17 protein-coding genes are annotated in these 25,215 nt (G+C 66.4%); 9 read left to right on the forward strand and 8 right to left on the reverse strand.

Annotated elements, in window-relative coordinates; genetic code table 11:
* The first annotated feature begins 183 nt into the window (after nucleotides 1-183).
* Nucleotides 184-1,581: a HAMP domain-containing histidine kinase gene (locus IPG97_00425; GenBank protein MBK6855058.1), complete on the forward strand. Its 1,398-nt coding sequence runs from the start codon at nucleotides 184-186 to the stop codon at nucleotides 1,579-1,581.
* Nucleotides 1,578-2,174 (forward strand): GerMN domain-containing protein, encoded by a 597-nt coding sequence (locus IPG97_00430; GenBank protein ID MBK6855059.1) that lies wholly within the window; start codon nucleotides 1,578-1,580, stop codon nucleotides 2,172-2,174. Before IPG97_00425 ends, IPG97_00430 begins: the two co-directional genes overlap by 4 nt.
* 15 nt (nucleotides 2,175-2,189) lie before the next feature.
* Here IPG97_00430 and IPG97_00435 read toward each other — a convergent pair whose 3' ends face one another.
* The 5 genes from IPG97_00435 to IPG97_00455 all read right to left on the reverse strand — a co-directional run bounded on the left by IPG97_00435 (nucleotide 2,190) and on the right by IPG97_00455 (nucleotide 9,624).
* Nucleotides 2,190-4,076 (reverse strand): MBL fold metallo-hydrolase, encoded by a 1,887-nt coding sequence (locus IPG97_00435; protein ID MBK6855060.1) that lies wholly within the window; start codon nucleotides 4,074-4,076, stop codon nucleotides 2,190-2,192.
* A 352-nt stretch (nucleotides 4,077-4,428) separates the two neighbouring features.
* Nucleotides 4,429-5,778, reverse strand: a complete 1,350-nt coding sequence (locus IPG97_00440; protein MBK6855061.1) for an aspartate aminotransferase family protein — start codon at nucleotides 5,776-5,778, stop codon at nucleotides 4,429-4,431.
* 39 nt (nucleotides 5,779-5,817) lie between these two features.
* Nucleotides 5,818-6,990 carry a DUF459 domain-containing protein gene (locus IPG97_00445; GenBank protein ID MBK6855062.1) on the reverse strand — a complete coding sequence of 391 codons (1,173 nt, stop codon included), beginning with the start codon at nucleotides 6,988-6,990 and terminating at the stop codon, nucleotides 5,818-5,820.
* Entirely contained in the window at nucleotides 6,990-8,648 is a 1,659-nt protein-coding gene (locus IPG97_00450; protein MBK6855063.1) for an MBOAT family protein, read from the reverse strand. The genes IPG97_00445 and IPG97_00450 overlap by 1 nt, the downstream gene beginning before the upstream one ends.
* A gap of 211 nt (nucleotides 8,649-8,859) precedes the next feature.
* The gene (locus IPG97_00455) at nucleotides 8,860-9,624 is read right to left on the reverse strand and encodes an MOSC domain-containing protein (GenBank protein MBK6855064.1); all 765 of its coding nucleotides are present in this window, start codon (nucleotides 9,622-9,624) and stop codon (nucleotides 8,860-8,862) included.
* Nucleotides 9,625-9,736: 112 nt separating this feature from the next.
* Here IPG97_00455 and IPG97_00460 point away from each other — a divergent pair, with 112 nt between their 5' ends.
* Nucleotides 9,737-10,867: a PQQ-dependent sugar dehydrogenase gene (locus IPG97_00460; GenBank protein MBK6855065.1), complete on the forward strand. Its 1,131-nt coding sequence runs from the start codon at nucleotides 9,737-9,739 to the stop codon at nucleotides 10,865-10,867.
* A 66-nt stretch (nucleotides 10,868-10,933) separates the two neighbouring features.
* A complete protein-coding gene (locus IPG97_00465) occupies nucleotides 10,934-11,614 on the forward strand; it encodes a DNA repair protein (GenBank protein MBK6855066.1) in 681 nt (226 codons plus the stop codon).
* 126 nt (nucleotides 11,615-11,740) lie between these two features.
* Here IPG97_00465 and IPG97_00470 read toward each other — a convergent pair whose 3' ends face one another.
* Complete coding sequence (locus tag IPG97_00470) at nucleotides 11,741-12,664, reverse strand: type I pantothenate kinase (GenBank protein ID MBK6855067.1); 924 nt, start codon at nucleotides 12,662-12,664, stop codon at nucleotides 11,741-11,743.
* Nucleotides 12,665-12,929: 265 nt separating this feature from the next.
* Here IPG97_00470 and IPG97_00475 point away from each other — a divergent pair, with 265 nt between their 5' ends.
* Genes IPG97_00475 through IPG97_00485 form a run of 3 tightly spaced genes read left to right on the forward strand, consistent with a single transcriptional unit; the run spans nucleotide 12,930 to nucleotide 19,773 of the window.
* On the forward strand, nucleotides 12,930-15,053 hold the full coding sequence (locus IPG97_00475; GenBank protein ID MBK6855068.1) for an ABC transporter permease: 2,124 nt from the start codon (nucleotides 12,930-12,932) through the stop codon (nucleotides 15,051-15,053).
* Entirely contained in the window at nucleotides 15,050-18,082 is a 3,033-nt protein-coding gene (locus IPG97_00480) for an MFS transporter (GenBank protein ID MBK6855069.1), read from the forward strand. Before IPG97_00475 ends, IPG97_00480 begins: the two co-directional genes overlap by 4 nt.
* A complete protein-coding gene (locus IPG97_00485; GenBank protein ID MBK6855070.1) occupies nucleotides 18,079-19,773 on the forward strand; it encodes an ABC transporter substrate-binding protein in 1,695 nt (564 codons plus the stop codon). The genes IPG97_00480 and IPG97_00485 overlap by 4 nt, the downstream gene beginning before the upstream one ends.
* 9 nt (nucleotides 19,774-19,782) lie before the next feature.
* On the opposite strand, the gene IPG97_00490 is transcribed toward IPG97_00485, so the two are convergent.
* Complete coding sequence (locus IPG97_00490) at nucleotides 19,783-20,301, reverse strand: SUF system NifU family Fe-S cluster assembly protein (protein ID MBK6855071.1); 519 nt, start codon at nucleotides 20,299-20,301, stop codon at nucleotides 19,783-19,785.
* A gap of 40 nt (nucleotides 20,302-20,341) precedes the next feature.
* Nucleotides 20,342-21,580: a SufS family cysteine desulfurase gene (gene sufS / locus IPG97_00495; protein ID MBK6855072.1), complete on the reverse strand. Its 1,239-nt coding sequence runs from the start codon at nucleotides 21,578-21,580 to the stop codon at nucleotides 20,342-20,344.
* Nucleotides 21,581-21,946: 366 nt separating this feature from the next.
* On the opposite strand from sufS, the gene msrA reads away from it, so the two are divergent.
* Together msrA and IPG97_00505 are read left to right on the forward strand one after the other, a co-directional pair.
* Nucleotides 21,947-23,032, forward strand: coding sequence for a peptide-methionine (S)-S-oxide reductase MsrA (gene msrA, locus IPG97_00500; protein ID MBK6855073.1), 1,086 nt, complete (start codon nucleotides 21,947-21,949; stop codon nucleotides 23,030-23,032).
* 321 nt (nucleotides 23,033-23,353) lie between these two features.
* Nucleotides 23,354-25,072 (forward strand): hypothetical protein, encoded by a 1,719-nt coding sequence (locus IPG97_00505; GenBank protein MBK6855074.1) that lies wholly within the window; start codon nucleotides 23,354-23,356, stop codon nucleotides 25,070-25,072.
* Nucleotides 25,073-25,215 lie beyond the last annotated feature (143 nt).

Consider the following 25,215-nt stretch of genomic DNA (forward strand, 5'->3'; position numbering starts at 1 on the left):
ACCGGAACCCTAAGTCGCCAAGCGGATCTGTCACGACTCGCCCTGCCCCGTGGACGGGTCGGCTCGTGTCCTCATTGACCCGTCATCCGAAGTGCTCGGCCTGCCGGCGGCGGTTGCTTCGGTGGTAGCTCGTTGGGCTGGCGCGGGTCGGTCCATGGGTCTCCCGGGTAGGTTCGAGGGCCGATGACGGCGTCTGACACCCCCGCGGCCCCACCAGCCGTCCGGCCCCGCGGCCGTTACCGGGCCCCCATGCGTCTACGGACCACCGTGGCGTTCGGGATCATCGCCTTCGCCGTGTCGACCGTGGTGGCGTTGGTCTGCTTCTTGGTCACGAGAGAGACGCTGGTGGTCCAGCGCGAGGACGGTGCCGAACGTCAGGCGTTCCTCAACGCCCGGGCAGTTCGGGCCGAGTTGCGGACCCAACAAGCCGCACCGCTCGATGCTCTGGCCCGGGTTCAAGCCAGCCCGGATGGTGCCGCCCTGCTCAGGATCGACGGACGCTGGTTCGCCAGCGCCGTCGGGTACAGCGGCGAGGACGCCCCCGACTCGCTCCTAGCGGTCGTCGACGCCGGGTCGGCCGGGCGTCAGCGGGTGATTCGTGACGGTGAACCAGTCGAGGTGGTGGCTACTCCCATTGTCGACGTGGACGCCGTCTACGTGGAGCTGGTCCCCATGGGGGAGGTCGCTGGAACCCTTCGTCGTCTCCGTAGCGCCCTCACCATGGCCGTTGTCGGCGCGGCCAGCCTCGGCGCGTTGGCCGGTTGGGCAGTCAGCGGTCGCGTTCTGCGACCGGTTCGGCGTATGGCCGACGCCGCCAACGAGATCCGACAGGGCGCGACCACCAAGCGTCTGGCGGCTGACGGCGATGCCGACCTCGAACCTCTGGTGCTGTCGTTCAACGAGATGGTGGAGGACCTGCACCTGAGGATCGACCGTGAAGCACGCTTCGCCTCCGACGTCAGTCACGAACTGCGGTCCCCGCTGGCCACCATGGCCGCGGCCCTGTCGATCACCCGTCGACGGGTGACCGACGACGCTGGTCTGGAAGCGCTGAGCATGCTCGAGGGTGAGGTCGACCGGTTCAGTGAACTGGTGGCCGACCTGTTGGAGATATCTCGGGCCGAAGCCGGTGTGGCCGAGGTCCATCTGGAGTCGGTCGACCCGGTCACCTTCGTCAAACGGCTACTCGACTCGACCGATCGAAGCCACATCCCGATCGAGTCACAATGCAGCCCGGGCCTGACGGTGTCCTTGGACAAGCGCCGCATGGGACAGGTGCTGACCAACCTTCTGGTCAACGCCGACAACTATGCAGGAGGCGCCACGAAGGTGGAGATCGGCGAGACCGACGACGAGGTGTGGATTGCGGTGGAGGACTCCGGCCCCGGAATTCCCGACCACCAGCGCAGCTACGTGTTCGAACGGTTCGCCCGAGGGGACGGGGCAGAGGCCCCTGGTACCGGGCTCGGTCTGGCGCTGGTCAACGAACACATGCGACTACATGGCGGAACCGTAGATCTGGGCGATGCCCCCAGCGGTGGTGCTTGTTTCACCCTGCGGTTACCGAAGGAGGCCCGATGAGCGTGGAACGTCCTATCCGGTCAGTCGCGGCTGGGCTGACGGTCGTGGCGATGCTCGGGCTCGGTGCCGGGTGCGGGGTCGGTCCAGACCACGAAGCCACCCGGCTGGCCGATGGCGAGGTGCCGTTCGAGTTGCTCGAGAAGACCGACGAAGCCGAGGTGACGCCATCGTCGAGCGAGGAGGTCGCCGCCTTGTTCTTCGTGAAGGGTGACCGGCTGGAACCGGTGTTCCGGGAGGTGGCAAACGATGCTTCGCCCGCCGACGTCTTGGAGGTGCTGGTCTCGGGCCCGACGCGGGGTGAGGCTCGATCCGGCCTTCGATCAGCGATAGCCGAGACCAGTCGCATCCTCGGGGTCAAGGTGTCCCGCGGGGTGGCGACGGTTGATCTCGAGACCTCAACGGGTGACGGGCGCAGCAGTGATCAGGCCCTGTCGGTGGCCCAGGTCGTGTTCACCCTCACCTCACGTCCCGGCATCGGCCGCGTGGCTTTCACCCTCGATGGCGAACCGGTGGAGGTCCCCGATGGCAGCGGCGCTCTCACCGGTGACCCAGTGGCCCGGGAGGACTACCAGGACCTGTCCCCACTTGGGTGACGGTGGCTTGTCGCCTCAGCGGTAGCCCTGCGCTATGTGGGTCAGCCACCACTCGGGAGCGGCATTGGTGAGCGTGCTCAGGTCGAAGTAGTCCCACCACCTGACGATCCGACCATCTCTCACCTGCACCACAGATGTGAACGGAAGCGTTACCGACACGTCTGGTTCCCAGACCCAGGTCTCGGCGTGCTCGGTCACCACGGTGTCCCCTGATGCCACCGACGGACCGTCGTGGAGCTGGTACGCGTGCAGGGGACCGAGGCCTAGCCGCAACCGTGCTGCCGTCTCGACGGGGCCCACGGCCCCAGGGTCGAGGTCCTTAACCGCCACGTCTACGTAGTGGCCATCGTCGGCCATTAGCGCTCCGACCGCGTCGAAGTCGCGTCGAGCCAGCGCGTCCCAGAGTTGTCCGACGACGGCAACCGCATCGGAACTGGCTTCGAGGGTCTGAGCCCCGGTGGCGACCGGCGTAGCCGAGCTGGTGACCGGTGAGGGCGCCTCATTCTTGGTGGGTACCGGGATGGGAGTGACGGGTCCGCCGCCTCGTTGCACCTCCACCGATTCCCCGGCGGTGGGAACCCAGGCATCCCACCCGAGTTCGTTGGAGACACGTTGGCGCATGGTGTCGGCCGCGCTGGCCTCACCGTGCACGATGCTCACCATCGACGGGGCCGACGGTGCGGCTCCGAGCCAGGCCATCAGGCCGTCGGCATCGGCGTGAGCCGACACGCTCTCCAACGACACCACATCGGCGCGGAGCGGAATGGTCTGGCCGTAGATGCGAAGGCTTCGGGCGCCACGGTGGAGCTGGTCACCGCGCGTGCCGGCGGCCTGGAACCCTGCCAACAAGATGGTGCTTCGATGGTCTCGGCCCACCTGCATCAAGTGGTGGAGCACTCGCCCGCCGGTGAGCATCCCGCTGGCCGAGAGCACCACCATCGGCCCGGCCCGGCTGGTCAGGTCCATCGACTCCTGCACGGTACGGACCAGCTTCACAGACCGGGACATGGCATCTAGTTGGGCTTGGACGAGCCGGTGGTCCTCGGGTGCGGACATGAAGATCCGGGTGGCATCCACGGCCATGGGGCTGTTCAGGAACATCGGGATGTCGGGGATCCGACCCTCGGACTTGAGCGTGGTGATCAGATGGATCATTAGCTGGGCACGACCGACGGCGAACACCGGGATGAGAACCGTCCCACCTCGTTTGGCGGTACGACTGATGACCTCGGCCAGGACGTCGGCTGGACCCTCGTCGGGGTGCTGGCGATTGCCGTAGGTGGACTCGACCACGATGTGGTCAGCGGCGGGGGGCGGGTCGGGGGGAAGCATGATCTGGTCGTCGTCTCGACCGAGATCACCGCTGAACAGCACGGAGCGGTTTCCGTCGTGGAGGTGAACCGAGGCGGCTCCCAAGATGTGGCCCGCCCGACTGAAATGGCCGGTCAAGCCCGGTGCCGGTTCGAACGGTGAGTTGAAGTCGTGAGGCTGGAGGTGATCCAATGCCCGTTCGGCATCCTCACTGGTGAACAGAGGCAGGGCTGGATCGTGTCGGGTGGAGCGGTGCTTGTTGGCGTACCTGGCGTCCTCTTCTTGGAGGTGAGCGGTGTCGGGCAGGAGTATCCCGGCCAAAGCCGCTGAGGAGTGGGTGCACCAAATGCGTCCGTCGAAACCGTCACGTACCAATCCCGGCAGGTAGCCGCTGTGGTCGACGTGTGCGTGGGTCAGGATCACCGCGTCGAGTGAGGCCGGATCGACCGGGAACTTCTCCCAGTTGAGCAGTCGGAGCCGCTTGATCCCCTGGAACAAGCCGCAGTCGACCAGGACCCGCGCTCGGTCGGTTTCCACCACGAAGCGTGACCCGGTGACGGTCTCGGCCGCACCCCAGAACGTGATCTTCATTTGACCCTCCATCGGCCCTCCACCCAAATGGGCGTGATCGGGATCATGCCCGAAACCGGGACGGTCTCTGGTCTCCGGACCCTTAGCCTGGATCCACCGAAAGGCGGAGCCTTCCGGCGGAGTTCGGTCGCCGGCCTGACGGCCGTCGCCTTCGCTGCTACGACCGGTAAAGCCGATCTCCGCAGGTCGGGGGCTCCGCCGCAAGGGGCTCTGCCCCCGAACCCCCGCCCAGCCTTCGCGTTCGGGATCATCAGACAGCCGAACACCAGCGGTGGCCGCCCAGAGAACCGGCTTTGCCGGAGTGGCCAGGGAGAATCGAGCACAAGCCAAGTCCGATCGGTGGATCCAGGCTTTAGCAGTGGGTGTCGGCCAAATAGAGGGCCTCGTCTATCACCGAAATCCCGTGACGCAGGTCGGCCTCGCTGGTGATGAGCGGCGGGGCGACATGGATCCGGTTGAAGTGGGAGAACACCAGAAGTCCCCTGGCTTTGCACGCCGCGACCACCTCTGCCACCGGAGCCGCCGACGCACCCGAGGCGTTGAACGGAACCAGCGGCTCACGGGTGGCACGGTCCTTCACCAACTCGATGGCCCAGAAGAACCCGAGCCCTCGGACATCACCCACCGATGGGTGGCGATCGGAGAGCTCCTGCAATGCCGGACCCAGCATGGCCTCGCCCACGGAGCGGACCCTGTCGACGATCCCTTCCTTTTCGAAGATCGAGATGCTGGCCACCGCGCTGGCACAAGCCAAGACATGGCCCGAGTAGGTGAGCCCACCGGGGAAGGGCCGGTCGTCGAAGGTGGCTGCGATGGAGCGGGAGATGATCACCCCCCCGAGGGGTAGGTAGCCGCTGTTCACACCCTTGGCGAAACAGATCAGGTCGGGGACGACCCCCCACCGATCCACCGAGAACCATTCGCCGCATCGACCGAACCCGGCCATCACCTCGTCAGCGATGAACACGATCCCGTGTTCGTCGCAGATCTCCCGAACCCCGGCCAGATAGCCCGGCGGTGGGACCAAGATGCCGTTGGTGCCCACCACCGGTTCGAGGATCACGGCCGCCACCGTATGGGGACCTTCCACCATCAACGTGTCGGCCAGGTGGGCCAAGGCCCGCTCGGTTTCCTCGGACTCGGAGCTGGAGTGGAACGCCGAGCGGTATGGGTACGGTCCCCAGAAGTGGACGACACCGGGTATGCCGGGTTCGTTGGGCCAGCGGCGAGGATCACCGGTGAGGGTGATGGCACCGCCCGTGGCTCCGTGATAGCTGCGATAGGTGGCGAGCACCTTGTGGCGACCGGTGTGCAGGCGAGCCATGCGGATGGCGTTCTCGTTGGCTTCGGCGCCGCCGTTGGTGAAGAAGACGGAGTCGAGGTCTCCTGGGGCCTTGCCTGCGATCAGACGGGCGGCTTCGCTACGAGCCGGGTTGGCATGTATGGGAGCGGCAGTGGTGAGGATGTCGGTCTGGGCGTGGATGGCGGCCAGCAGGTCGGGGTGCTGGTGGCCGATGTTCACGTTCATCAGCTGACTGGAGAAGTCGAGGAAGCGACGCCCGGTCTCGTCCCACACCCACGCTCCCTCGCCACCGGCTATGACCAAGGGGTCGAGGTGGGCTTGAGCTGACCACGAGTGGAAGACGTGAGCCTGATCATCTCGGTAGGCCTGGCTGCGTTCGAGGCCGGGGTCAGAACTCATGGCTGGATCGTATGGGGCTGGGTGTGAGGGTGGGGCCGCCTAGCCGCCGGACCGGGTGGTGGGTGGAGATCCTCGGGGTCTCGTGGTCGATGAGGTCGTGGTGGTGCTGGTGGCTGCCGCGGCTCGGGCGGCGGCCTCGGTCAGCTTGCGCTCATCGAGCAGGGATCCGACCACTGGAGCGACCATGCGACTGGCTCCGGCCAGCGTGGGGTGGACACCGTCTGCTTCGCGCACCTTGACGTCGCTACCGTCGGGTCCCTTCAGGTAGATGGTGTACTCGCCGTCGGGCGAGAGGATCGGACGGGTATCCACGTAGCGAGCCCAGGGTCGGGCGGCGATCTCGGCCTTGACCGCGGCTGACTGGGCCGGTGCGACCTTCTCGATGTTGGCGCGGGTGGTCAGCGGCATCCCGATCCAGTACACGGTCCGATTGGGTCCTTCCACCGCGTTGAGGACCTGGGCGACCCGTCGCTGGTACTCCAGCTTCCATTCCGGTGATCCCATGGCCACCCGCCCCTGAGCGGTATCGATGTCCTGGGAGTCGTTGCCGCCGAAACCCAAGATCACGACCTCAGGATCGTGCTGGGCCATATCGGCCTTCAATTGAGCCGGCCAGTTCAAGACGTCCGGTCGAGCCAAACCGGTGCCCACCGCCCAATCCTCGGTGATCTCGATGGGGTATCCGTTGAGATCCTTGACCAGGGCCGGACCGATGAACCCCATCAGAGAGTCTCCCGCCACCAGTATCCGCAACGGATGGTCCTCGGTAGGGACACGAAAATCGGGTGGACTCGTCGTGGTGGTGACGGCATCACCCTGGCCGGAACCGGCGATCTGCACGTTCTCGGTTGATTCCGCCGGTGGGGGATCCTCGTTGTCCACGGCGCCGGCGAGCCACGCCCGGGGTCGGTCCAGCATCAGGTTCCCACTGGTGAACTCGAGCACCCCGGTGACTCGCATCGCCCACGTCCGCTGCCAGCCGAACGGCTGGGTCCGGGCGGTGTAGGCGAGTCGGTCGGCGTTGAGCAGCGACGCTGCCAGCAGCGCTACCACCATCACCACCAGGGCCTTTCCGGCCGGGACCCGAAGCCGCGGCGTCGTCTCACCTGGGAACACGCCGCCGTGATCGTGAGCGTGATCGACGTCGTGGGGACCTTCGGACCCGAAGTCCTCGTGCTCTGGCGGTAGGCCGATCTCGGTGGGGCGGGGCATCAGAATGCGAAGTAGATGAACGGGGCCACGCCGGTGGGGCTGAGGGCGCTGGTGAACATGACGAAGGCGGCGAGCAGAAGGCCCTGTTGCCAGGCCTCCAGCCGGGAGAAGGCGGCTTGAGCCCGGCCGACCGAGTCACTGGGCACGAACTGGGTGGCAAGGAATACGGCGATGGTGGCCACCACCATCAGGTTGACCCCTTGACCCGTGCCGAGGCTGAACAACCGAGCCAGGACGTCGAAGGCTTCGGACAGTGTTGGAGCTCGGAAGAAGACCCACCCCAGGCAGACGACGTGGAAGGTGAGGATTCGTCCCGTCCATGCCTTGCGAGTGGGGGAGGCCGGTGGTCGAGTCGCCTGCCAGGTGCGGAGTCGATCGATCACCGCCACCGCCTCGTTTCCGGAGCGTCCGAGCCCGGGGTCGTCGGGCGTGGACTCATCTCCGAATCCGGGCAGTCCGGTGGTGTCGGTGTCATTGTCGTCGTCGCGGCTGGTTGTGAACCCGCTGGGTGGGTCGTGTGGCGCAGGGACCGGCCGTGATGACCACCATCGCTCGACGGCCAGATACCCACCGTGCAGCGCCCCCCACACCACGAACGTCCAGGCCGCGCCGTGCCACAAACCGCCGATCAACATGGTGAGGAACAGGTTGAGGTACGCCCGCCGATGGCCCCGCTGGCTACCACCCAAGGGTATGTACAGGTAGTCACGCAGCCACCGCGACAGGGTCATGTGCCAACGTCGCCAGAAGTCCTGGAGACTGGTCGCGGTGTATGGGGCGTCGAAGTTCTGTGGGAAGCGGAAACCGAGCAGCAACGCCAGGCCGATGGCCATGTCGGTGTATCCGGAGAAGTCACAGTAGATCTGGATCGCGTAGCCGTAGATGCCGAGCAGCGTGTCCACCGCCTGGTGCTGAGACGGGATCCGGAACACCGGATCGACGATGGCGCTGGCCAGGTAGCTGGACACCACCACCTTCTTGAACAGCCCCACCGCGATGAGCCAGAAGGCCAGCCCGGTGTCGACCTGTCGGGCATCTCGGGGGGTGCGGAGCTGGGGTAGGAACTCCGCGGCCCGAACGATGGGCCCTGCCACCAGGTGCGGGAAGAACGAGAGGTAGACCGCGAAGTCCAGTAGCGGCGACGGCTCGATCCGACGCCGGTAGGTGTCGATCAGGTAGCTCAAGGCCTGAAAGGTGAAGAAGCTGATCCCCACCGGAGGGATCACCGAGCCGGCGGGTAGATCGATGTCGATGCCCAGCGGGGCGAAGATGCTCGAAGCGCTCTCGATGAAGAAGCCCTTGTACTTGAACCAGGCCAGAAGCCCAAGGTTGGCGGTCACCCCCCCAACCAGTACGAACCGGCGAGCTCGTTCTTCGGCGGTGGCGTGGAGCCGGGCGGTGAGCAACTGGTTGACCACCGTCGAGCCGGCCAGGACCGCAACGAAGTGCCAGTCGTACGCGCCGTAGAACACGTAGGAGGCGACCAGCATGAACACGTTCCACCGGACCAGGCCGACAAGGTCCAGCCAGCGGACCACCGCCAGGCCACCCACGCCCAGGGCTGCAAGCCACCCGAGGGCGGTCAGGAACGTGGGGCCATCCCAGGGAGCCAACGGCCCTAGCACCGCGGCCAGGGCCAGCAGGGCGGCGGGAACCATCCAAGGCTGGTCCTCGTCTCGGGAAACCAGCGCTCGACCCCGGCTGGGCAGGGGCATGAGCAGCCAACTCGCGGGCATGACCACGACGAAGAAGATGGCGAAGCGGATGGTGGGGAACAGCACGTGAGGGCTCTCAGAGTGAGGCCGCCCCACGCGGGCCCGGCCGTGGGTGGAGTCTCGCGCGCAACCGCGACCGACGCCGGAGTCGGAACTAATCCATGCCGACGGGGTCGCCGACGCGCACGACCCCGGCGGTCATCGCCGAGCAGTAGAGGCCCAGGCGGTTCTCGTTCAGGTCGACCAGGGCCCGGAAGAGATCGGGGGCGCGGTCCAAACCATGTTGGGCGCGCATGGGCATGGCGCAGCGCAGTGTGCGGTCATCGGGAACCAGGACGCAGTCGCCGATTCGCAGGCGATTCCCGACCCAGGAGTCTTCGATGAAACCTTCGCCGTCGACCTCCAGGACCAAGTTGGGTCGGAACCTCCGGACGTCCCAGTCCAGGTCGGGTCGAGCCGCTCTGCCGGCCGCCAGCGAGGCGGTGGTCAGAAGGTGAACGTGAGCCACATCCAGGAACGTCCCGCTCGGGGTGGGCACGTCGACGGTTCGACGGTCCGGCCCCGCGGGACCGAATGTCATCTGGTAGCTGACCGGCCCAGAGTCGATCGGACGAGCCAGGCGCACCTCCCGCCCCAGCCATTGGCTCAGAACCAGGTCGGTGGACGGATCGTCGATCGGTTGGTTGGTGCCGTCGGGAAGCACCACGGTGTCGATGGTGGCGGGTGCCTCCAGCAGATGTCGTACGGCCTTGGCGCTGAGGAGATGCCCGGTGGCCTGGTCGATCAGGCCGAAGCTTCGGTCACCTTCGATGCCGTCAGGACCCAACACCAGGTGGCTGGTCTGTTCACCTTGGAACGACTTGACCGGGTACCGCCAGCACTGCTTCACCGTTGCGACCTCGACCATCGCTTCACTCATAGTCGATTTCTCCTTGGTGTTGGGAGACACCGGCCTCGCTGTGGTGCCGGGTGACGTCAGCCTGATCGCGTCCTATCGTTTCCACAGGAGCAGAAACCGCTAGGAGGCAGCGATGAACAGATCGACGCTGGTGCGGGGGTCACTTGTCGCCATGGCGGCGGCGCTGGCGGCCTTAGGCCTGACTGGATGCCCTGGGCCGGCAACGCTCACCGTCTCTGAGCACCTCACCGGCTTGAGCCGCCCCTGGGACCTGGCATTCCTGCCGGACGGGTCCTTGCTGTTCACCCAACGGACCGGTCAGATTCGACTGCGCAAAAACGACGGTTCGGTGGTCACCTTGGCCACCCCAGCCGATGTCGTGGTGGCTGGCGAGGGTGGGATGCTCGGCGTGGCGGTGGATCCCGATTTCACCAGCAATCGACGGATATACACCTGCTTCAACTCCAACCTGTCGGGGACGAACGATGTCCGACTGGTCCGCTGGAAGATCAACGACCAGGCGACGGGGCTGGGCGAGCGGAGCGACCTGGTAACCGCTATCCCGGCTGCCGCCAACGGCCGTCACTCCGGATGCCGCCCGCGGTTTGGGCCCGATGGCTACATATGGATGGGTACCGGTGACGCGGCCATGCCCGCCAACCCTCAGGATCCGGCCTCGCTGGGCGGAAAGGTCCTGCGGATCACCACGGCTGGGGGAGGTGCCCCGGGGAATCCCGGCGGTGTCCTGGATCCGAGGATCTACACCTACGGCCACCGCAACGTCCAGGGGGTTGCCTTCGACGATGCCGGCCAGCCCTGGTCGGTAGAGCACGGCACCGATCGAGATGACGAGTTGAACAAGCTCGTCGCCGGAGGAAACTACGGCTGGGACCCTCGTCCGCTGTCCGGCCCCATGTTCTACGACGAGTCCAGGCCCATGACGGACCCGGTCCGACACCCCGGCGCCATCGCGGCTGTGTGGTCATCGGGCAACCCCACCATCGCGCCGTCCGGTGCCACCTTCATCCCGGTGGGAGCTCATGCCTGGAAGGGATGGCAGGACGATCTGGCCATGGCTGTGCTCAAGGACCAGCACCTTCGGATCATCACATTCAACACGAACAGGGATGCCGTCGATGAGCAACTGGTGCGGGTCACGGGGTACGGCCGACTGCGTTCGGCAGTGATGGGCCCCGACGGGAACCTCTACATCGCCACTGACTCCAACTCGGGTCGGATTCTCAAGGTGACCCCTTCGGATTGACCATTCGGACATCGCAATCGCGCGGTAGGCGCCACGAACTGCTCGCCTTCGGGCCATGCTGGGTGGGTGGGCATCGGTAGCGACCCTCATGTCGACCGGTCTGTCGAGTGGCACCGGACAGCCTTGGACGAGACATCGTGGGTCGATGTGGCTCGGGGCTGGATGGACGGGGCCGACGATCTGTGCGCTCAGCTTCTGTCCGACGTCGATTGGAGGACGTCACGGCTGTTCCGGTACGACCACCTCGTGGAGGAGAAGCGGCTCGGATCATTCTGGGCCCGCGGGTCCGGTCGACCGGTCCCGCACCCGGCCCTGGCCGAGGCCACCCGAGTCCTCCAACACCACTACGGGGTGACCTTCGACGGTTTCGGAATGATCCAGTACCGAGACGGCTCCGACGGCCAAGGCTTCCACCGAGACACCGACATGCGCTGGCTTGACGACACGCTCATCGCGGTGTTGTCACTCGGCGCCCAAAGGCCGTGGCTGCTTCGCCCGAGTCGAGGTCGCGGGGACCGAACCGGTGATGGTGACCTGGACCTGGCACCGGCTTCGGGCGACCTGTTGGTCCTGGGTGGCCGGGCTCAGGCCGATTGGCTGCACTCCGTCGCCTACCAGCCCGGGCGACGGCTCGATCCCAGGGTGTCGATCCAGTGGCGGTGGGCCAGGCGCAGTGGTCGCCCCTACGTGGGATCGGGCTACGGCGCCCCCCGCACCTTCGGTCAGCGGGTGAACCGAGCTCGCTGACGCTTCGGGTGAACCGACCCGGCCGCCCGGCATCGGTGCGACCACCCTCGCAGCGACCCCACCTGGCCGGGGCCATGGCGTCGGTGCTCGTCCCCCGGTGAGTGACCGATGGTGCCGAGCTGAGTCTCAGATGCGGCGGAGGCGGACCTTGGTGACCCGGTGGTCGGCGCCCTTGTGGAGCACGACTCCGGCGCGGTCGCGGGTGGGCTCGATGTTGGCCACCAGGTTGGCCTCGTTGATGTCGCGCCAGATCTCCAGGGCTGTCTCGGTGGCCTGGTCATCGGTTAGCTCGGCATATCGAGCGAAGTAGGAATCAGGTTGACGGAAGACCGTGGCCCTCAAGGCCAGGAACCGCTCCACATACCACTGGCGCACGTCGGCAACCTCGGCGTCCACGTAGATGGACGTGTCGAAGTAGTCGGACACGAAGGTGGTGGTACCACTTCCGACCTGGAGCACGTTTAGCCCTTCCACGATCACGATGTCGGGCTGGCGTACGACCACATCGTGTTCAGGGGGCTGAACGTCGTAGCCGAGGTGGGAGTAGGTCGGGGCCCGAACCTCGGACACTCCCGACTTCACGTCGTGGAGGAACTCGAGGAGCCGACGAACGTCGTAGCTCTCGGGGAAGCCTTTGCGGGTCAGAAGACCCCGTCGGGCCAGTTCCTCGTTGGGGTAGAGGAAGCCATCGGTGGTCACCAGATCGACTCGGGGATGGTCGGGCCATCGAGCCAGGAGAGCTTGGAGGACCCGGCTGGTGGTGCTCTTGCCGACGGCCACGCTTCCGGCCACCCCGATGATGTAGGGGACCGCCTCCTTCTCGCGGCCGAGGAACTCCGCCATGGCGGCTTGGCGAGACCGGCGGGCCGCCACGTGGAGGTTCACGAATCGCGACAGGGGAAGGTAGACCGACTCCACCTCCTCCAGGTCGAGCCGCTCGTTCAAGCCCCTTAGCTCGTCCAGGTCGGCGGCACCGAGCGTCAACGGGGTTGCCTCCCGTCGAGCCCGCCACTGGTCTCGGGAGAAGGTCTCGTACAGGGCGGTGTCCACCGGGTGGGCAGGCTAATTGACCCACAACCGATCCCGGTCAAAGCCTGTGGGCCGGGCATCATCTTCGGTCGGGCAGGCCGACCGGGCGTCATCGCTCCGGTGAGGTCTGGTTTCGGGAACGATCTGGGTCAGGTCGATCAAATCGACCGTGGCGTCGGCCGGTGCGACCAAGATTTTGCAGCTATGGTGCGCAAACATTGGCGGGTCGCAAGGTCCGGCGATACTTCATCAGGGGACCCGAGCATCAAAGGAGCCGAAGCCGAAGATGGCCCGAGCTTCATCCAGCGCTGCCGCCGTAATGTGGCCGGTCGTGCGGCCGTTCGCGCCAGCGATGGCCATCCTTGCGCTTCAGGTGTTCGTGTTCCCCGCCGGCTCGGGACCTTGGGCATTGGGCGTGGTTTCCGGCCTGCTGACAGCGTTGGTCGCGCTGGGCCTGGCCGTCGTCTACCGGGCCAATCGGGTCCTCAACTTCGCCCAAGGTGACCTCGGTACCGTTCCCACCACCATCGCTGTCGGGCTGATAGCAGTGTCAGGCCTGCCCTGGCTGGTGGGTGCCGTCTTGGGGCTGGGGGCCGCGGTCATCTTGGGGGCCGTTATCGAACTCGCCGTGGTCAGGCGTTTCCATCGATCTCCGCGCCTGCTTCTGACCGTGGCGACCATCGGCGTGTCCCAGCTGCTCGTCGTCGCCTCGATGCTGCTGCCGCGATGGTGGGGAAAGACGATCTTCGCCGACCAAGCCCTGCCTGAGCCCTTCGAGGTCCGCTTCGAAATCGGCAACCAGGTGTTCGGCGGAACCGAGGTCCTTGCCGCCATCATCGCCCCACTGCTCCTGGTGGGGCTGGCCCTGTTCCTCCAAGGTACCGATATTGGCGTGGCCGTTCGGGCCAGCGCCGAACGCGCCGATCGGGCCGCGCTCTTGGGGGTGCCGGTCAAGAGGTTGCAGACCCTGGTGTGGGTGGTGGCCGCCGTGCTCTCCTACGTCGGGGTCTTCCTCCACGCCGGCATCTTCGGCTACGGGGCGGGCGCTGCGCTGAGCCCTCAGGCCATGGCCTTCGCCCTCGGCGCCTTGGTGTTGGGGCGTCTCGACCACCTGCCGGCCATAGCGGCGTCGGCGGTGGCCCTGCGCGTCTTGGAACAGGGTGTACGGGCCACCTACCCCAGCCAGCCTGGTCGGGTGTACGTCGTCCTGGCCTTGGTGATCCTGGCGGCCCTGATCGTGCGTCGGGCCGCCGTCACCAGGGCCAGCAACGATGCGGTTTCCACCTGGTCGGCGGCCGAGGAGATCCGACCGGTCCCCCGGGAGCTGGCATCTCTGCCGTTGGTGGCGACCCTCCGGATGGCGCTCCCGTTGGCGGCGGTGGTGATGGCGGCGCTGGTTCCGGTCGCGATCGGCCCGGCCAATGAGCTCAAGGCATCGACCTTGGCCGCCTTCTGCCTCATCACCTTGTCGGTGGTGGTGCTCACCGGGTGGGCAGGCCAGGTGTCGCTGGGACAGATGTCGTTCGTGTCGGTGGGTGCCGCGGTGGGGGCGGTGAGCACAGCAACCTGGGGACACGACCTGAGCCTCGCTTTGATCCTGGCCGGTATGGCCGGTGCGGTGGTGGCGGTGATCGTCGGTCTGCCTGCACTCAGATTGCCGGGTCTGTACCTGGCCATCACCACCATGGCCTTCGCCCTGGCTTCGTCGAACTTCCTCTTCAACCGGAGCGAACAGTCGTGGATACCCCACGAGCGGCTGGAGCGACCCGCACTCTTCGGTACCTTCGATCTGAAGGACCAGGACTCCATGTACTGGTTCGTGCTGGTCGTCGTCGTCTTGGGATTTCTGGCCGTCAAGGGGATGCGTCGGGGTCGCACCGGGCGGGTCCTGCTTGCCGTTCGGGACAACGAGCGGGCCGCGGCCGCCTATTCGGTATCGGTGGTGCGTGCCAAGCTCACCGGTTTCGCTCTGTCTGGCTTCCTGGCCGCGGTCGCAGGGTGCTTGCTGGTCCACATCAACCAGGCCTACTCCGAGGGACCTTTCGTGGTCACCGAGAGCATCGGTGTGTTCACTGCGGCCGTTGTCGGAGGCTTGGGGTCTCTCACCGGAGCGGTGCTGGGTGCCCTCTACCTCAACGGCGGGACCTGGTACCTGCCGGACCGGTGGCGGCTCTTGCCGTCGGCAGCGGGGGTACTGGTGGTCCTCATGGTGGCACCAGGTGGTTTGGGACATCTCCTGTTCCGACTGCGCGACTCGGGGCTGCGTCGTTTGGCCCGACGGCAGGGAATCGTCGTATCCAGCCTCGTCGCCGATACGGCCGGAGCCGACACCGTTCCCGCACTCAAGGTGGAGTTGCCTCCGGCTCCAGATGGGGCGGCATTGGTCGGAGCATCGGAGGTCTCCACTTGAGCGGATCATCCGAGAACGGATCGACGGCACCGGTGGAGACGACCACCGACCCACCTCAGTCCGAATCAGCGGGCCCGGCCCGATCGACAAGCGCGTCTGGCCGATCGGCTTGGCTCGGGTCCGCTGGTTGGTATCCGCTGTTGATCCTGTTCGGTCTCAACATGACCGACGAGCTGGATCGGTCCGCGTTCTCCGTTCTCCTTCCCGAGATCAGAGACCACTTCGGTCTGGACAACACCGGGATCTTGTGGGTGGTGGCCATGGCCGGTGCGGTGGCGTTGATGCTCACCGTGCCCATCGCCCAGCTCGCCGACCGGTCCAACCGGGTGCGAATCGCCTTGGGCGGGGCCGCGGTGTGGGCCGCCTTCTCGTTGGGAACCAGCTTTGCGCTTTCCATGTGGATGCTGGTGATCATGCGTTCGGGGGCGGCGGTCGGTCAGGCGGTGGTGTTCCCGACCCACAACAGCTTGTTGGCCGACTACTACCCGATCGCCAGCCGGCCCCGCGTGTATTCGTTCCACCGGGCTGCCAACAGCGTCGGTGCCATCGTGGGCCTGCTGGCCGGGGCCGGGCTCGCTCAGGCGTTCGGTTGGCGGGCGCCGTTCATGGTGTTCGCGATACCCACCATCGTGTTGGCGGTGGCCGGACTTCGTCTGAGCGATCCTGGGCGCGGCCACTTCGAGCGGGCGGCTTCGGATCTGGGTACCGATCCCTCGTTGGAAGAACCGCCGCCGTCCTATGCCGAAGCACTGCGCATGGTGTGGACGATCCGATCCCTGAGGCGGATATTCACCGCTCTGCCCTTCCTGGCCGCGTCGATCGTGGGCTTCGCTTCCTTGGCCGCCCTCCAGTACGCCGAAACCTTCCACCTCACCGAGATCCGCCGGGCCTGGGCCAACGTTCCCGTCCAGTTGGTCGAGCTGGCCGGAGTTGCCCTCGGCGCCCGGCTCACCACCCGGGCGTTCCGCAAAGGTCCAGCCGCCATCTTCAACGTGTTGGGCGTGGCGGCGGTGGCGGCCTCGCTGTTGGCCGTGGGCTTCGCCATGGCCCCGAACATCGTGGTTGCGGTCGCGATCCACTCCCTTATCGCCGCATCACTTGTCATAGTCGGCCCCGGGGTGATGGCCTCGCTCTCCTTGGCGATCCCGCCCCGGGCCCGGTCGGTCGGGTTCTCCATCGGGGCGTTGTGGGTGCTGCCTGGTCTGTTGGTCATCCCGTTCGTGGGCTGGGTGGGAGATCACCACGGCTTCCGGGTGGGGATGTTGGCCATGACCCCGGTGTTCCTGGTCGGTGGCCTGTTGATCGCGTCGGTCCGTTCTGTCATCGAGGAAGACATCGCCCAGGTTTGGACCGGTGCCGCCACCCGGGCCCAGATGCTCCAGGACCGGGCCGAGGGGAAGCTGCCGCTCCTGCGGGTCCGCGACCTACGGGTCGGCTACGGCGACGTCCAGATCTTGTTCGGTGTGGATCTAGACGTGTCAGAGGGTGAGATCATCGCCCTCCTCGGGACCAACGGAGCCGGAAAGTCCACATTGCTCAGGGCTATCTCGGGGGTCGTTCCGGCCCACCGGGGAGCCGTCGTCTTCGACGGTCGGGACATCACCCACGCTCCGCCAGAGGAGATCGCGCCACTGGGCGTGGCCCAGGTGCCCGGTGGCCAAGGCGTGTTTCCGTCGTTGACGGTGGGCGAGAACCTTCGTACCGCGGTCTGGATGTTGCGGGGTGATTCGACCACGAGGTCGGCTCGGGTGGAAGAGGTCCTCGACCTGTTCCCAGTGCTGGCCGATCGGCTGGAGGACCCGGCTGCGGATCTCTCTGGTGGGCAACAGCAGATGCTGGCCCTGGCCATGGCGTTCTTGAACCGACCTCGCCTGGTGATGATCGACGAGCTTTCGCTGGGCTTGGCTCCAGCCGTGGTCGAGCAGCTCCTAGATGTTGTACGGGCACTGAGGGACGGCGGTACCACCGTGATCCTGGTGGAGCAGTCGGTGAACGTGGCCCTCACCGTGGCCGATACCGCGTACTTCATGGAGAAGGGTGAGATCCGGTTCCACGGCCCCACTGCCGAACTATTGGAACGACCCGACGTCCTCCGGTCGGTGTTCCTCAGTGGAGCGGGCGAGCGTCTCGCCGCCCAACCGCAAGCCGGCCAGGTCAGCCCGGCGAGCAAGGTGACCGGCACAGGGATCTTCTCTCGGGGAGGCTTCGTCGAAGCCATCCCCCAAGGTCTCCACGTGGACGGTGTGTCGGTCAGCTTCGGTGGGATCAGGGCCGTCAACGAGGTTTCGTTCGAGGTGGCACCTGGAGAGGTGCTCGGACTCATCGGCCCCAATGGCGCCGGCAAGACCACTGTCTTCGACCTGATCTCGGGCTTCCTGCGCGCCGACACCGGCCGGGTCGTCCTCGGCGGCGTGGATATATCCGGCATGGCCCCGCACGGTCGAGCCTCCGTCGGTCTGGGCCGCAGCTTCCAGGATTCACGACTGTTTCCGGCCCTGACCGTAGAAGACACATTGATGGTGGCGTTGGAGCGGTGGCTCGATGTGAAGGACCCGCTCAACGCGGCCCTGCGCATGCCCGCTCACGTGGACAGCGAACATGCGGCCCGACACCGCGTCGATGAGCTGATCGAGCTCTTGGGTTTGGAGTCGTTTCGTTCCAAACGGATCGGTGAGCTGAGCACCGGGTCCCGGCGAGTGGTCGACCTCGGGTGCGTGCTGGCTCACGGGCCGTCGGTGGTGCTACTCGACGAACCGTCATCGGGCATCGCTCAGCGAGAAGCCGAAGCCCTGGGTCCGCTCTTGTTGCGCATCCGTGATGCGCTCGGAGCGGCTCTGGTCGTGATCGAGCACGACATGACCCTCATCTCCACCGTCTCGGACCGCCTGGTCGCTCTCGACCAGGGTGAGGTCCTCACCGAAGGACCGCCCGCCGAGGTCCTGTCCCACCCTGCAGTCGTCACCTCATACCTCGGGGGAGATTCCGCCGTGATCGGCCGTTCGAACGTGACTCAACCGGAGCCCGCATGACCCCGCCCACCGCAACCCCCGTGCCCCGGGCCTCGGCCCTGGCCCGATTCGGACCGCTCACCGCTGTGCTGGCCGCCATCGCTCTGGTGGCGGTGCTGGCTTCTACCGGTGACAACGACACGGTGGCATCTGGACCACAGACCACCCAGGTGACGGTGGAGAAGTCCCAGCTTCCGATCTCCTATGCCGAGGCCACCGAGGCCGGGACTGTCGACGACTACGACTGGGGATCGAAGTGCGACCCCAAGACCGGTCGGGTGACGGTGCCGTCCACCTATTCGCCCCCGTGCCTGGTAGCCCGGCCCGGCGCCCCCGGGCTCAACACCGCCCAGGGGGTCACTCCCGAGAAGGTGATTGTGGTGGCGTACGGCGCCCCCGACGACGACCTGTCCGCCGCCCTCCAGGCCAACGCCGACACCGCCGAAGCCGCCCTCGACACCAGGCGCAAGCTGATCGCCATGTTCGAGGACCGCTACGAGATGTGGGGCCGAACGGTAGAGGTCGTCTATATGAAGGGCACCGGTTCCAGTGAAACCGCGGCCCGAGCCGACGCTGTACGGGTTGCCGAGGAGATCGGAGCCTTCGCCTCGCTGGGTGGTCCCGGCCAGCAGGGCGCCTACGCCGAGGAGTTGGCCAGTCGAGGTGTGCTGTGTCTCGGTTGTGGGCTGTCGGTACCCAACTCCACATTCCTGGACAACGCCCCATACATGTGGGGCAACCTCCAGACCCCCGAGCAGTACCTCATCACCCTGGGTGACTACTTGATCGACCGGCTGATGGGTCACAAGGCCGAGTTCGCCGGCGACGCCAAGACCCGAGCACGCACGCGTGTGTTCGGACACGTCAACTTCGACCAGGACCCACCGGTGTTCCAGGGGGTCAGCGAAGAGGCCGACAAGCGAGGCACCGCCCGCGGCTACAAACCGGCGGCCCGCCTGAAGTATCAGCTCGTGATCCCCGAGTTGGCCGAGCAGGCCCGCGTGATCATCGGCACGTTGAAGGAGAAGGGTGTCACCACCGTGGTGTTCCTCGGGGATCCGGTGATGCCGATCTACCTGACCAAGGCCGCCACCGATCAGGACTACCACCCGGAGTGGATCATCACCGGAACGGTGTTGACCGACACCACGGCCCTGGGCCGCAACTACGACCAGACCCAGTGGGCCCATGCCTTCGGGATATCGAGCCTGCCGATGCGTCAACCCCCCGAGAACAGCGAGGTCCGCTCCCTGTATCGCTGGTACTACGGCGAGGAACCGGTGGCCATCAGGACGGCCCAGATCGTGTTCGAACCGATTCGGCTGCTCATGATCGGCCTGCACATGGCCGGGCCCAACCTCACACCCAAGACGTTCGAGGCGGGGATGTTCGCCTATCCAGTCACCGGAGGAACCGCGTTCAGCCCTCAGATGTCCTTCGGGAACCGGGGAATCCATGCCGACACCGACTATCTAGCGGTGGACGACATGGTGGAGATCTGGTGGGACGCTGAGGCCGAGGGAATCGACGAGCAGGGCACCCAGGGCAAGGGGATGATGCGCTACGCCGACAACGGTCGCCGCTATCTTCCCGGCGAGATGCCCTCCGAGCCTCCGCACGCCTTCCGTGAGGAGAACGCTCCAGCGATCGTCACCGAGGTGCCTCCAGACCTGCGGCCCCCGAGCTACCCCTCTCCCGCCGACGGCGGTTGAGGGGGCAGGTCAACCGGCGTCTGTGTCGTCCTCGGCCTCGGACAGGCCTTCGGCCAGGGTGTTCCATGCCAAAGTGGCGCACTTGATACGTACCGGGAACTTGACAACTCCCTGGAGCGCTTCGAGATCGCCGAGATCCACCTGCGACAGTTCGGCCGCCTCGGATTCGCTGACGGGCTCGTCGTCGGCGTCTCCGCTGCCGTCACTTTCCAGCGTCGATTCGTGGATCGACATCATGGCCTTGAACGCACGGATCAAGGTCCGGACCTCATCTGCGGTCTTGCCCTTGATGGCGGTGGACATCATCGAAGCCGAGGACTGGCTGATCGAGCAGCCGGTGCCACCGATCCGAACCTCACCGACGGTGCCATCGGGGGCCATCTCCAAGAAGACCACGATCTCGTCGCCACACAGCGGATTGAACCCCTCGGCCCGGTGGGCAGGTGGAACTTCCAGCTCGCCCCGGTTGCGGGGGTTTCGGTAGTGATCGAGGATGATCTCCCGGTAGAGATCCTCGAGTCCAGACATGGTGGGCCTTCCGGGGTCGGGACGGCTGCGGGGGCAGCCCTCAGGTTGAGAAGAAGCTTGCTGCCTCGGCTAGCGCCTCGGCCAGCGCGTCGACATCGTCGGTGTCGTTGTAGACGTAGAAGGAAGCTCGAGCGGTGGCTCCCACCCCGAGGACCCGCATGAGGGGCTTGGCGCAGTGGTGGCCGGGTCGTACGCACACGGCGTGCTGGTCCATGAACTGTGAAAGATCGTGGGGGTGGACGTCGCCGATGGCCAAGGAGAGTACGCCGCCCCGGGCATGGGGGTCCGCCGGGCCGTGGATCGTGAGCTCGGGTCCGAATCGGTCGGTCAAGGAGTCCATGGCGTAAGTGGTGAGCTCGATCTCGTGTTGGCGCACTTCGTCCATGCCGAGATCGTCGAGGTAGTCGATGGCGGCGTGGAGGCCGACGGCCTCGGCGATCGGCGGGGTACCTGCCTCGAACTTGGCGGGCAGGTCGGCGGCCTTGAACCCATCGAGTCGAACGTCGAGGATCATTCCGCCGCCTCCCAGGAACGGGGGCATGGTATCGAGAAGCTCTTCTCTGCCCCACAGCACACCGATGCCGGTGGGGCCGAGCATCTTGTGCCCGGAGAACGCCGCGAAGTCGACACCGAGCGCGGCGACATCGGTGGCGAGGTGAGGCACGTACTGGCAGGCATCGAGCACGACGAGAGCTCCGGCCTGATGGGCAGCGGCGGTGATCTCGGCGACGGGGGTGAGCGTGCCGGTCACGTTGGACATGGCGGTCAGACCAACCACCTTTACGCCGTCGAGAAGTCTGACGAGGTCGGTCAGGTCGAGGGTGGCATCGTGGTTCAGGGGGATCCAGCGGATCTCGAAGCCCTTCTCGGCTTGGAGCTGGAACCACGGAACGATGTTGGCGTGGTGCTCGAGTTGGGTGAGGAGCACGGCGTCGCCGGGCCCGAGGTTGGCTCCGCCCCAAGCCCTGGCCACCAGGTTCAGTGACTCGGTGGCGTTCTTGGTGAAGATGATCTCAGTGGCGGGTCGTGGTGCTCCGATGAAGCGTCCGACGCGACGACGGGCTGCCTCCATGGCGTTGGTGGCCGCCTCGGCGATCTCGTAAACGCCGCGGTGGACGTTGGCGTTGATCGTCTCGTAGTAGCGGTCCATCGCCTCGAGGACGACGGTGGGCTTCTGCGACGAGGCGGCGGAGTCGAGGAACACGATCCGGCGTCCGTGGCTGGTGCGCTCCAGGATGGGGAAGTCGACCCGGATCTTGTGGGCATCGAACCCGGTCATGATCGGGTCTCCGACCTTGTTCGGCGCCCTGGGGCTTTCGCGTACAGCGACACACCCGCGACCCCTGGCACCTCGGATCGGCGGCCGCGCCACGAGGCCACCGGCACGATCGATCTGTTGAACAGGTGGGCGCCGACCATGGGCCCCAGTGTATTAGCACTACGCGGATAGTGGATATTCAAGGTTGCGAGTTGAGGTCGTCCGAGTTGTCCTCAGCCGGACCTTCCGCCGCCATCGTTCGCTTGATCAGGCATTGGCGGCAAGAGGGTGGAGAATGGGACCGATGGTGACATGGTGAACGGGCGAGTGTTGGTGGCCCGATCGCTGGCACCGTGATCGCCCGACGACGGAATCGGAGAAGAACCCATGTTCGGACACAAAGACGCCACCGTTCCGGCCCCCGACGCGGCGCTTCCGGGTCGGGCCACGCCAGCGTTCGAGATCTCGGGCATCCACGCCGTCAACGGCCACCCGATCGTGGGCCCGTTCCCAGCTGGTTACGAAGTGGCCCAGTTCGCCATGGGGTGCTTCTGGGGGGCCGAGCGCCTGTTCTGGACGGTGCCCGGCGTCTGGTCCACCGCGGTGGGCTACGCCGGCGGCCACACCCCGAACCCCACCTACGAGGAGACCTGTAGCGGTCTGACCGGTCACGCCGAGGTGGTCATGGTGGTGTTCGATCCCTCGATGGTGTCCTACCGGGCGCTCCTACAACGCTTCTTCGACGAGCACGACCCGACCCAGGGGATGCGCCAGGGCAACGACGTGGGCACCCAGTACCGGTCCGCCATCTACTACACCTCCGAGGCTCAAAGAGTCGAGGCCGAAGCCGCGGTCGCAGACTTCGACCGGGCGCTGGCCGCGGCCGGGCGGGGCCCGGTCACCACCGAGGTGGCCCCAGCCGGAGCCTTCTATCCGGCTGAGGAGTACCACCAGCAGTACCTTCACAAGGTCCCCAACGGCTACTGCGGCCTCAAGGGCACGGGGGTGACCTGCACGCTGGCCGGGCCCGATGCAGTCGGATCTCGAGCCGATGGCGTGCCCGAGGTAGATCCGGGGCTCAAACCCCTGGCTCTCGATGACGAAGCCTGGCGTCGACGTCTCACCCCAGAGCAGTTCGCCGTTCTGCGTCAGGCCGGTACCGAACGGCCGTTCACCGGTGCCTACACCGATACCGAGGACCCCGGGATCTACCGGTGCATGGCGTGCGGCAACCCGCTCCACACCAGTGAGTCCAAGTTCCACTCCGGTTGTGGCTGGCCCAGCTTCACCGAGACGATCAGCCCCGAGGCGGTGGAGTTGATCGAAGACCGTTCGCACGGCATGGTCCGCACCGAGGTCCGATGCGCCCGTTGCGGATCACACCTGGGTCATGTGTTCCCCGACGGTCCGCGGGACCGGGGGGGCTTGCGCTACTGCATCAACAGCGTGGCGATAGACCTCGACGAGACGTGAGGATCGGGTCCTAAGCCTGGATCCGCCGAAAGGCGAAGCCTTCCGGCGGAATTAGGTCGCCGGCCTCACGGCCGACGTCTTCGCTGCTGCGACCGGCAAAGCCGATCTCCGCAGGTCGGGGGCTCCGCCACAAAGGGCTCTGCCCCCGAACCCCCGCCCACCCCTCGTGTTGCGGATCGTCAGACAGCCGAACCACCATCGGTGGCCGCCCAGAGAACCGGCTCTGCCGGAGTGGCCAGGCAGAATCGAGCACAAGCCAAGTCCGATCGGTGGATCGAGGCTAAGTGGGGGGTGGTCGCATCGGCCCGGTACCGTCGTGATGTGTCCAGCGACAACCCGACAGATCCGACCACAGTGCCTGGCCCCGCGCCACAGGACAATGAAGGCTTCGACGCCTGGGCCCGCGCCGGGCACGATAACTGGCAGCGGGCCGCGGTCATGGATGCGGCTCGCAGCCGGTGGGAGGATGCCAAGCGTCCGGTCCCAGAGCGTCTCCTGGCCGGGATCTGGGGTTCCCGAGCAGGTGCACCCCCTGCATTGGACCTCCTGGAACTGTTGGCCGAGCCCGACCTCGACCCCGATCTGGTGGCCAGGGCCCATGTCGCCGTTGCCTTGGATCTTGCGGGGTTCCAGTCCGAGGACTCCATCTCTCACGCAGAGCGGGCCCTGGCCCTCGCCAATGACCAGATCCCGATCCGTTCTCGGGTGTCGGTGTGGCTCGACGTCGCTCAGGCCTACGCCCGTGCCGGTCGGGTTCCCGACGCGCTGAAGGTTCTGGCCGACGCCGCTGAAGCTGTGGCCGCGGCCGACGATGTACCAGCTTGGGCCCAAGCCGTGGTGGATGCGGAGCGGTTGGCCATGATGGCACCGGCGGTCCGTGATCGTAAGCAGTTCGCCATCGCCGTCGACAAGGTTGCGGCCGTGGCCACCGCTCTTCCCCCGACTCCGCCCGCCATCGAGGTGGTGGCCAAGATGGCGGCCCTCCTGTCCGCCCTGGGTGTGATCAACAGGGCTGAGACCTATGCCGAGCACGTGGTGTCGGCGACGGCGCCGATCCCGCAGGCGGCGGGAATGGCCTTCGAAGCTCAAATGGTGTTGGCCGACTGCCAGGAACGGACCGAAGGACCAGAGGCAGCCTTGGCGGCCCGTCGGGCCGCCATCGCCACGATCGAACCGCTAGGGGCATCGCCAGGCCTGGGCTGGGCGATGCGCACCGTCGGGGTGAGCCTCAAGACCCTGGACCGACACGACGAAGCGGCTGAAGCCCTGGGGGCCGCCGCCGACATCTACTTGTCGATGGGTGCGCGAGTCGAGGGTCTGGTCTTGCGCCTCGAGCAGTCCGAGTCGCTGGTGGAAGCCGACCAGCTCGACCAGGCCCGGGACTTGGTGAAGTCGGTACAGAACGGGTTGGAAGACCTTCCGGCGACCGAACGTCCGCGGGTCGAGTACCAGATGTACCGTGTCATGGCCCACATAGCCGCCACCGATGGAGACCTCGACACCGCGGCCGAACATTGGCTCGAGGTGGCCGACCTGTCACCCAAGGTAGGGCGACCCGACCTGGAGGCTCGCCTCACCGCCGCACAGCTCTATGCCACCGACGGCGATTTCGACGAGTCCGAGGCCCAGTTCCTCCGCGCCGAGTTGACCGCGGCCGAGGCTCCCGAACCAGCTCGGGTCATCGCCACAGTGATGCGAGTTCGGGCCGAGACGTTGCGAGACACCGGTCGGCCCGAGGAAGCCGCCGAGGCGGCCCGCCTGGCAGCCAACCACGCCCGGACCAGTGGTGATGAACCCCAGGCGATCGTCATGGAGGCCATCGCCGCCGATTCGGTTCATGCCGCGGGCGACTCGGCGGCAGCAGTGCAGCTCTACGAGAACCTCTTGGTGGCAGCCGCTGAGGCCAAGCAACCTGAGCTAGCGGGAGCGATCCACTTCGGCCTGGCCAAGGTGCTCAAGGAACTGGGCCGTACCGAAGAGGCCATGGCCCACGAGGCCGAGGCCCGCGAGCTTCTCCCCAAGACTCCACCCAAGCTGTAGCAATCGGCTGGCAACCACGGTCGCCGTCTCGGCTCGGGTGGGTGCAGCCGACCATTGACGACCAACTGCGTCTGAGACAATCAGATCGTGGCTGTCCCTGGTATCGCACCTGGCCCATCCAAGGCTTCTGGAGGTGTCGATCC

The sequence above is a fragment of the Microthrixaceae bacterium genome, from assembly GCA_016702505.1.
Lineage (GTDB): Bacteria > Actinomycetota > Acidimicrobiia > Acidimicrobiales > Iamiaceae > Aquihabitans.

Coding starts and splice junctions, on each gene's coding strand:
- IPG97_00485 (MBK6855070.1), top strand. CDS start 18,079: ATGACCCCGCCCACCGCAACCCCCGTGCCCCGGGCCTCGGCCCTGGCC.
- IPG97_00450 (MBK6855063.1), bottom strand. CDS start 8,648: ATGGTTCCCGCCGCCCTGCTGGCCCTGGCCGCGGTGCTAGGGCCGTTG.
- IPG97_00455 (MBK6855064.1), bottom strand. CDS start 9,624: ATGAGTGAAGCGATGGTCGAGGTCGCAACGGTGAAGCAGTGCTGGCGG.
- IPG97_00435 (MBK6855060.1), bottom strand. CDS start 4,076: ATGAAGATCACGTTCTGGGGTGCGGCCGAGACCGTCACCGGGTCACGC.
- IPG97_00440 (MBK6855061.1), bottom strand. CDS start 5,778: ATGAGTTCTGACCCCGGCCTCGAACGCAGCCAGGCCTACCGAGATGAT.
- IPG97_00445 (MBK6855062.1), bottom strand. CDS start 6,990: ATGCCCCGCCCCACCGAGATCGGCCTACCGCCAGAGCACGAGGACTTC.
- IPG97_00425 (MBK6855058.1), top strand. CDS start 184: ATGACGGCGTCTGACACCCCCGCGGCCCCACCAGCCGTCCGGCCCCGC.
- sufS (MBK6855072.1), bottom strand. CDS start 21,580: ATGACCGGGTTCGATGCCCACAAGATCCGGGTCGACTTCCCCATCCTG.
- IPG97_00490 (MBK6855071.1), bottom strand. CDS start 20,301: ATGTCTGGACTCGAGGATCTCTACCGGGAGATCATCCTCGATCACTAC.
- IPG97_00430 (MBK6855059.1), top strand. CDS start 1,578: ATGAGCGTGGAACGTCCTATCCGGTCAGTCGCGGCTGGGCTGACGGTC.
- IPG97_00460 (MBK6855065.1), top strand. CDS start 9,737: ATGAACAGATCGACGCTGGTGCGGGGGTCACTTGTCGCCATGGCGGCG.
- msrA (MBK6855073.1), top strand. CDS start 21,947: ATGTTCGGACACAAAGACGCCACCGTTCCGGCCCCCGACGCGGCGCTT.
- IPG97_00475 (MBK6855068.1), top strand. CDS start 12,930: ATGGCCCGAGCTTCATCCAGCGCTGCCGCCGTAATGTGGCCGGTCGTG.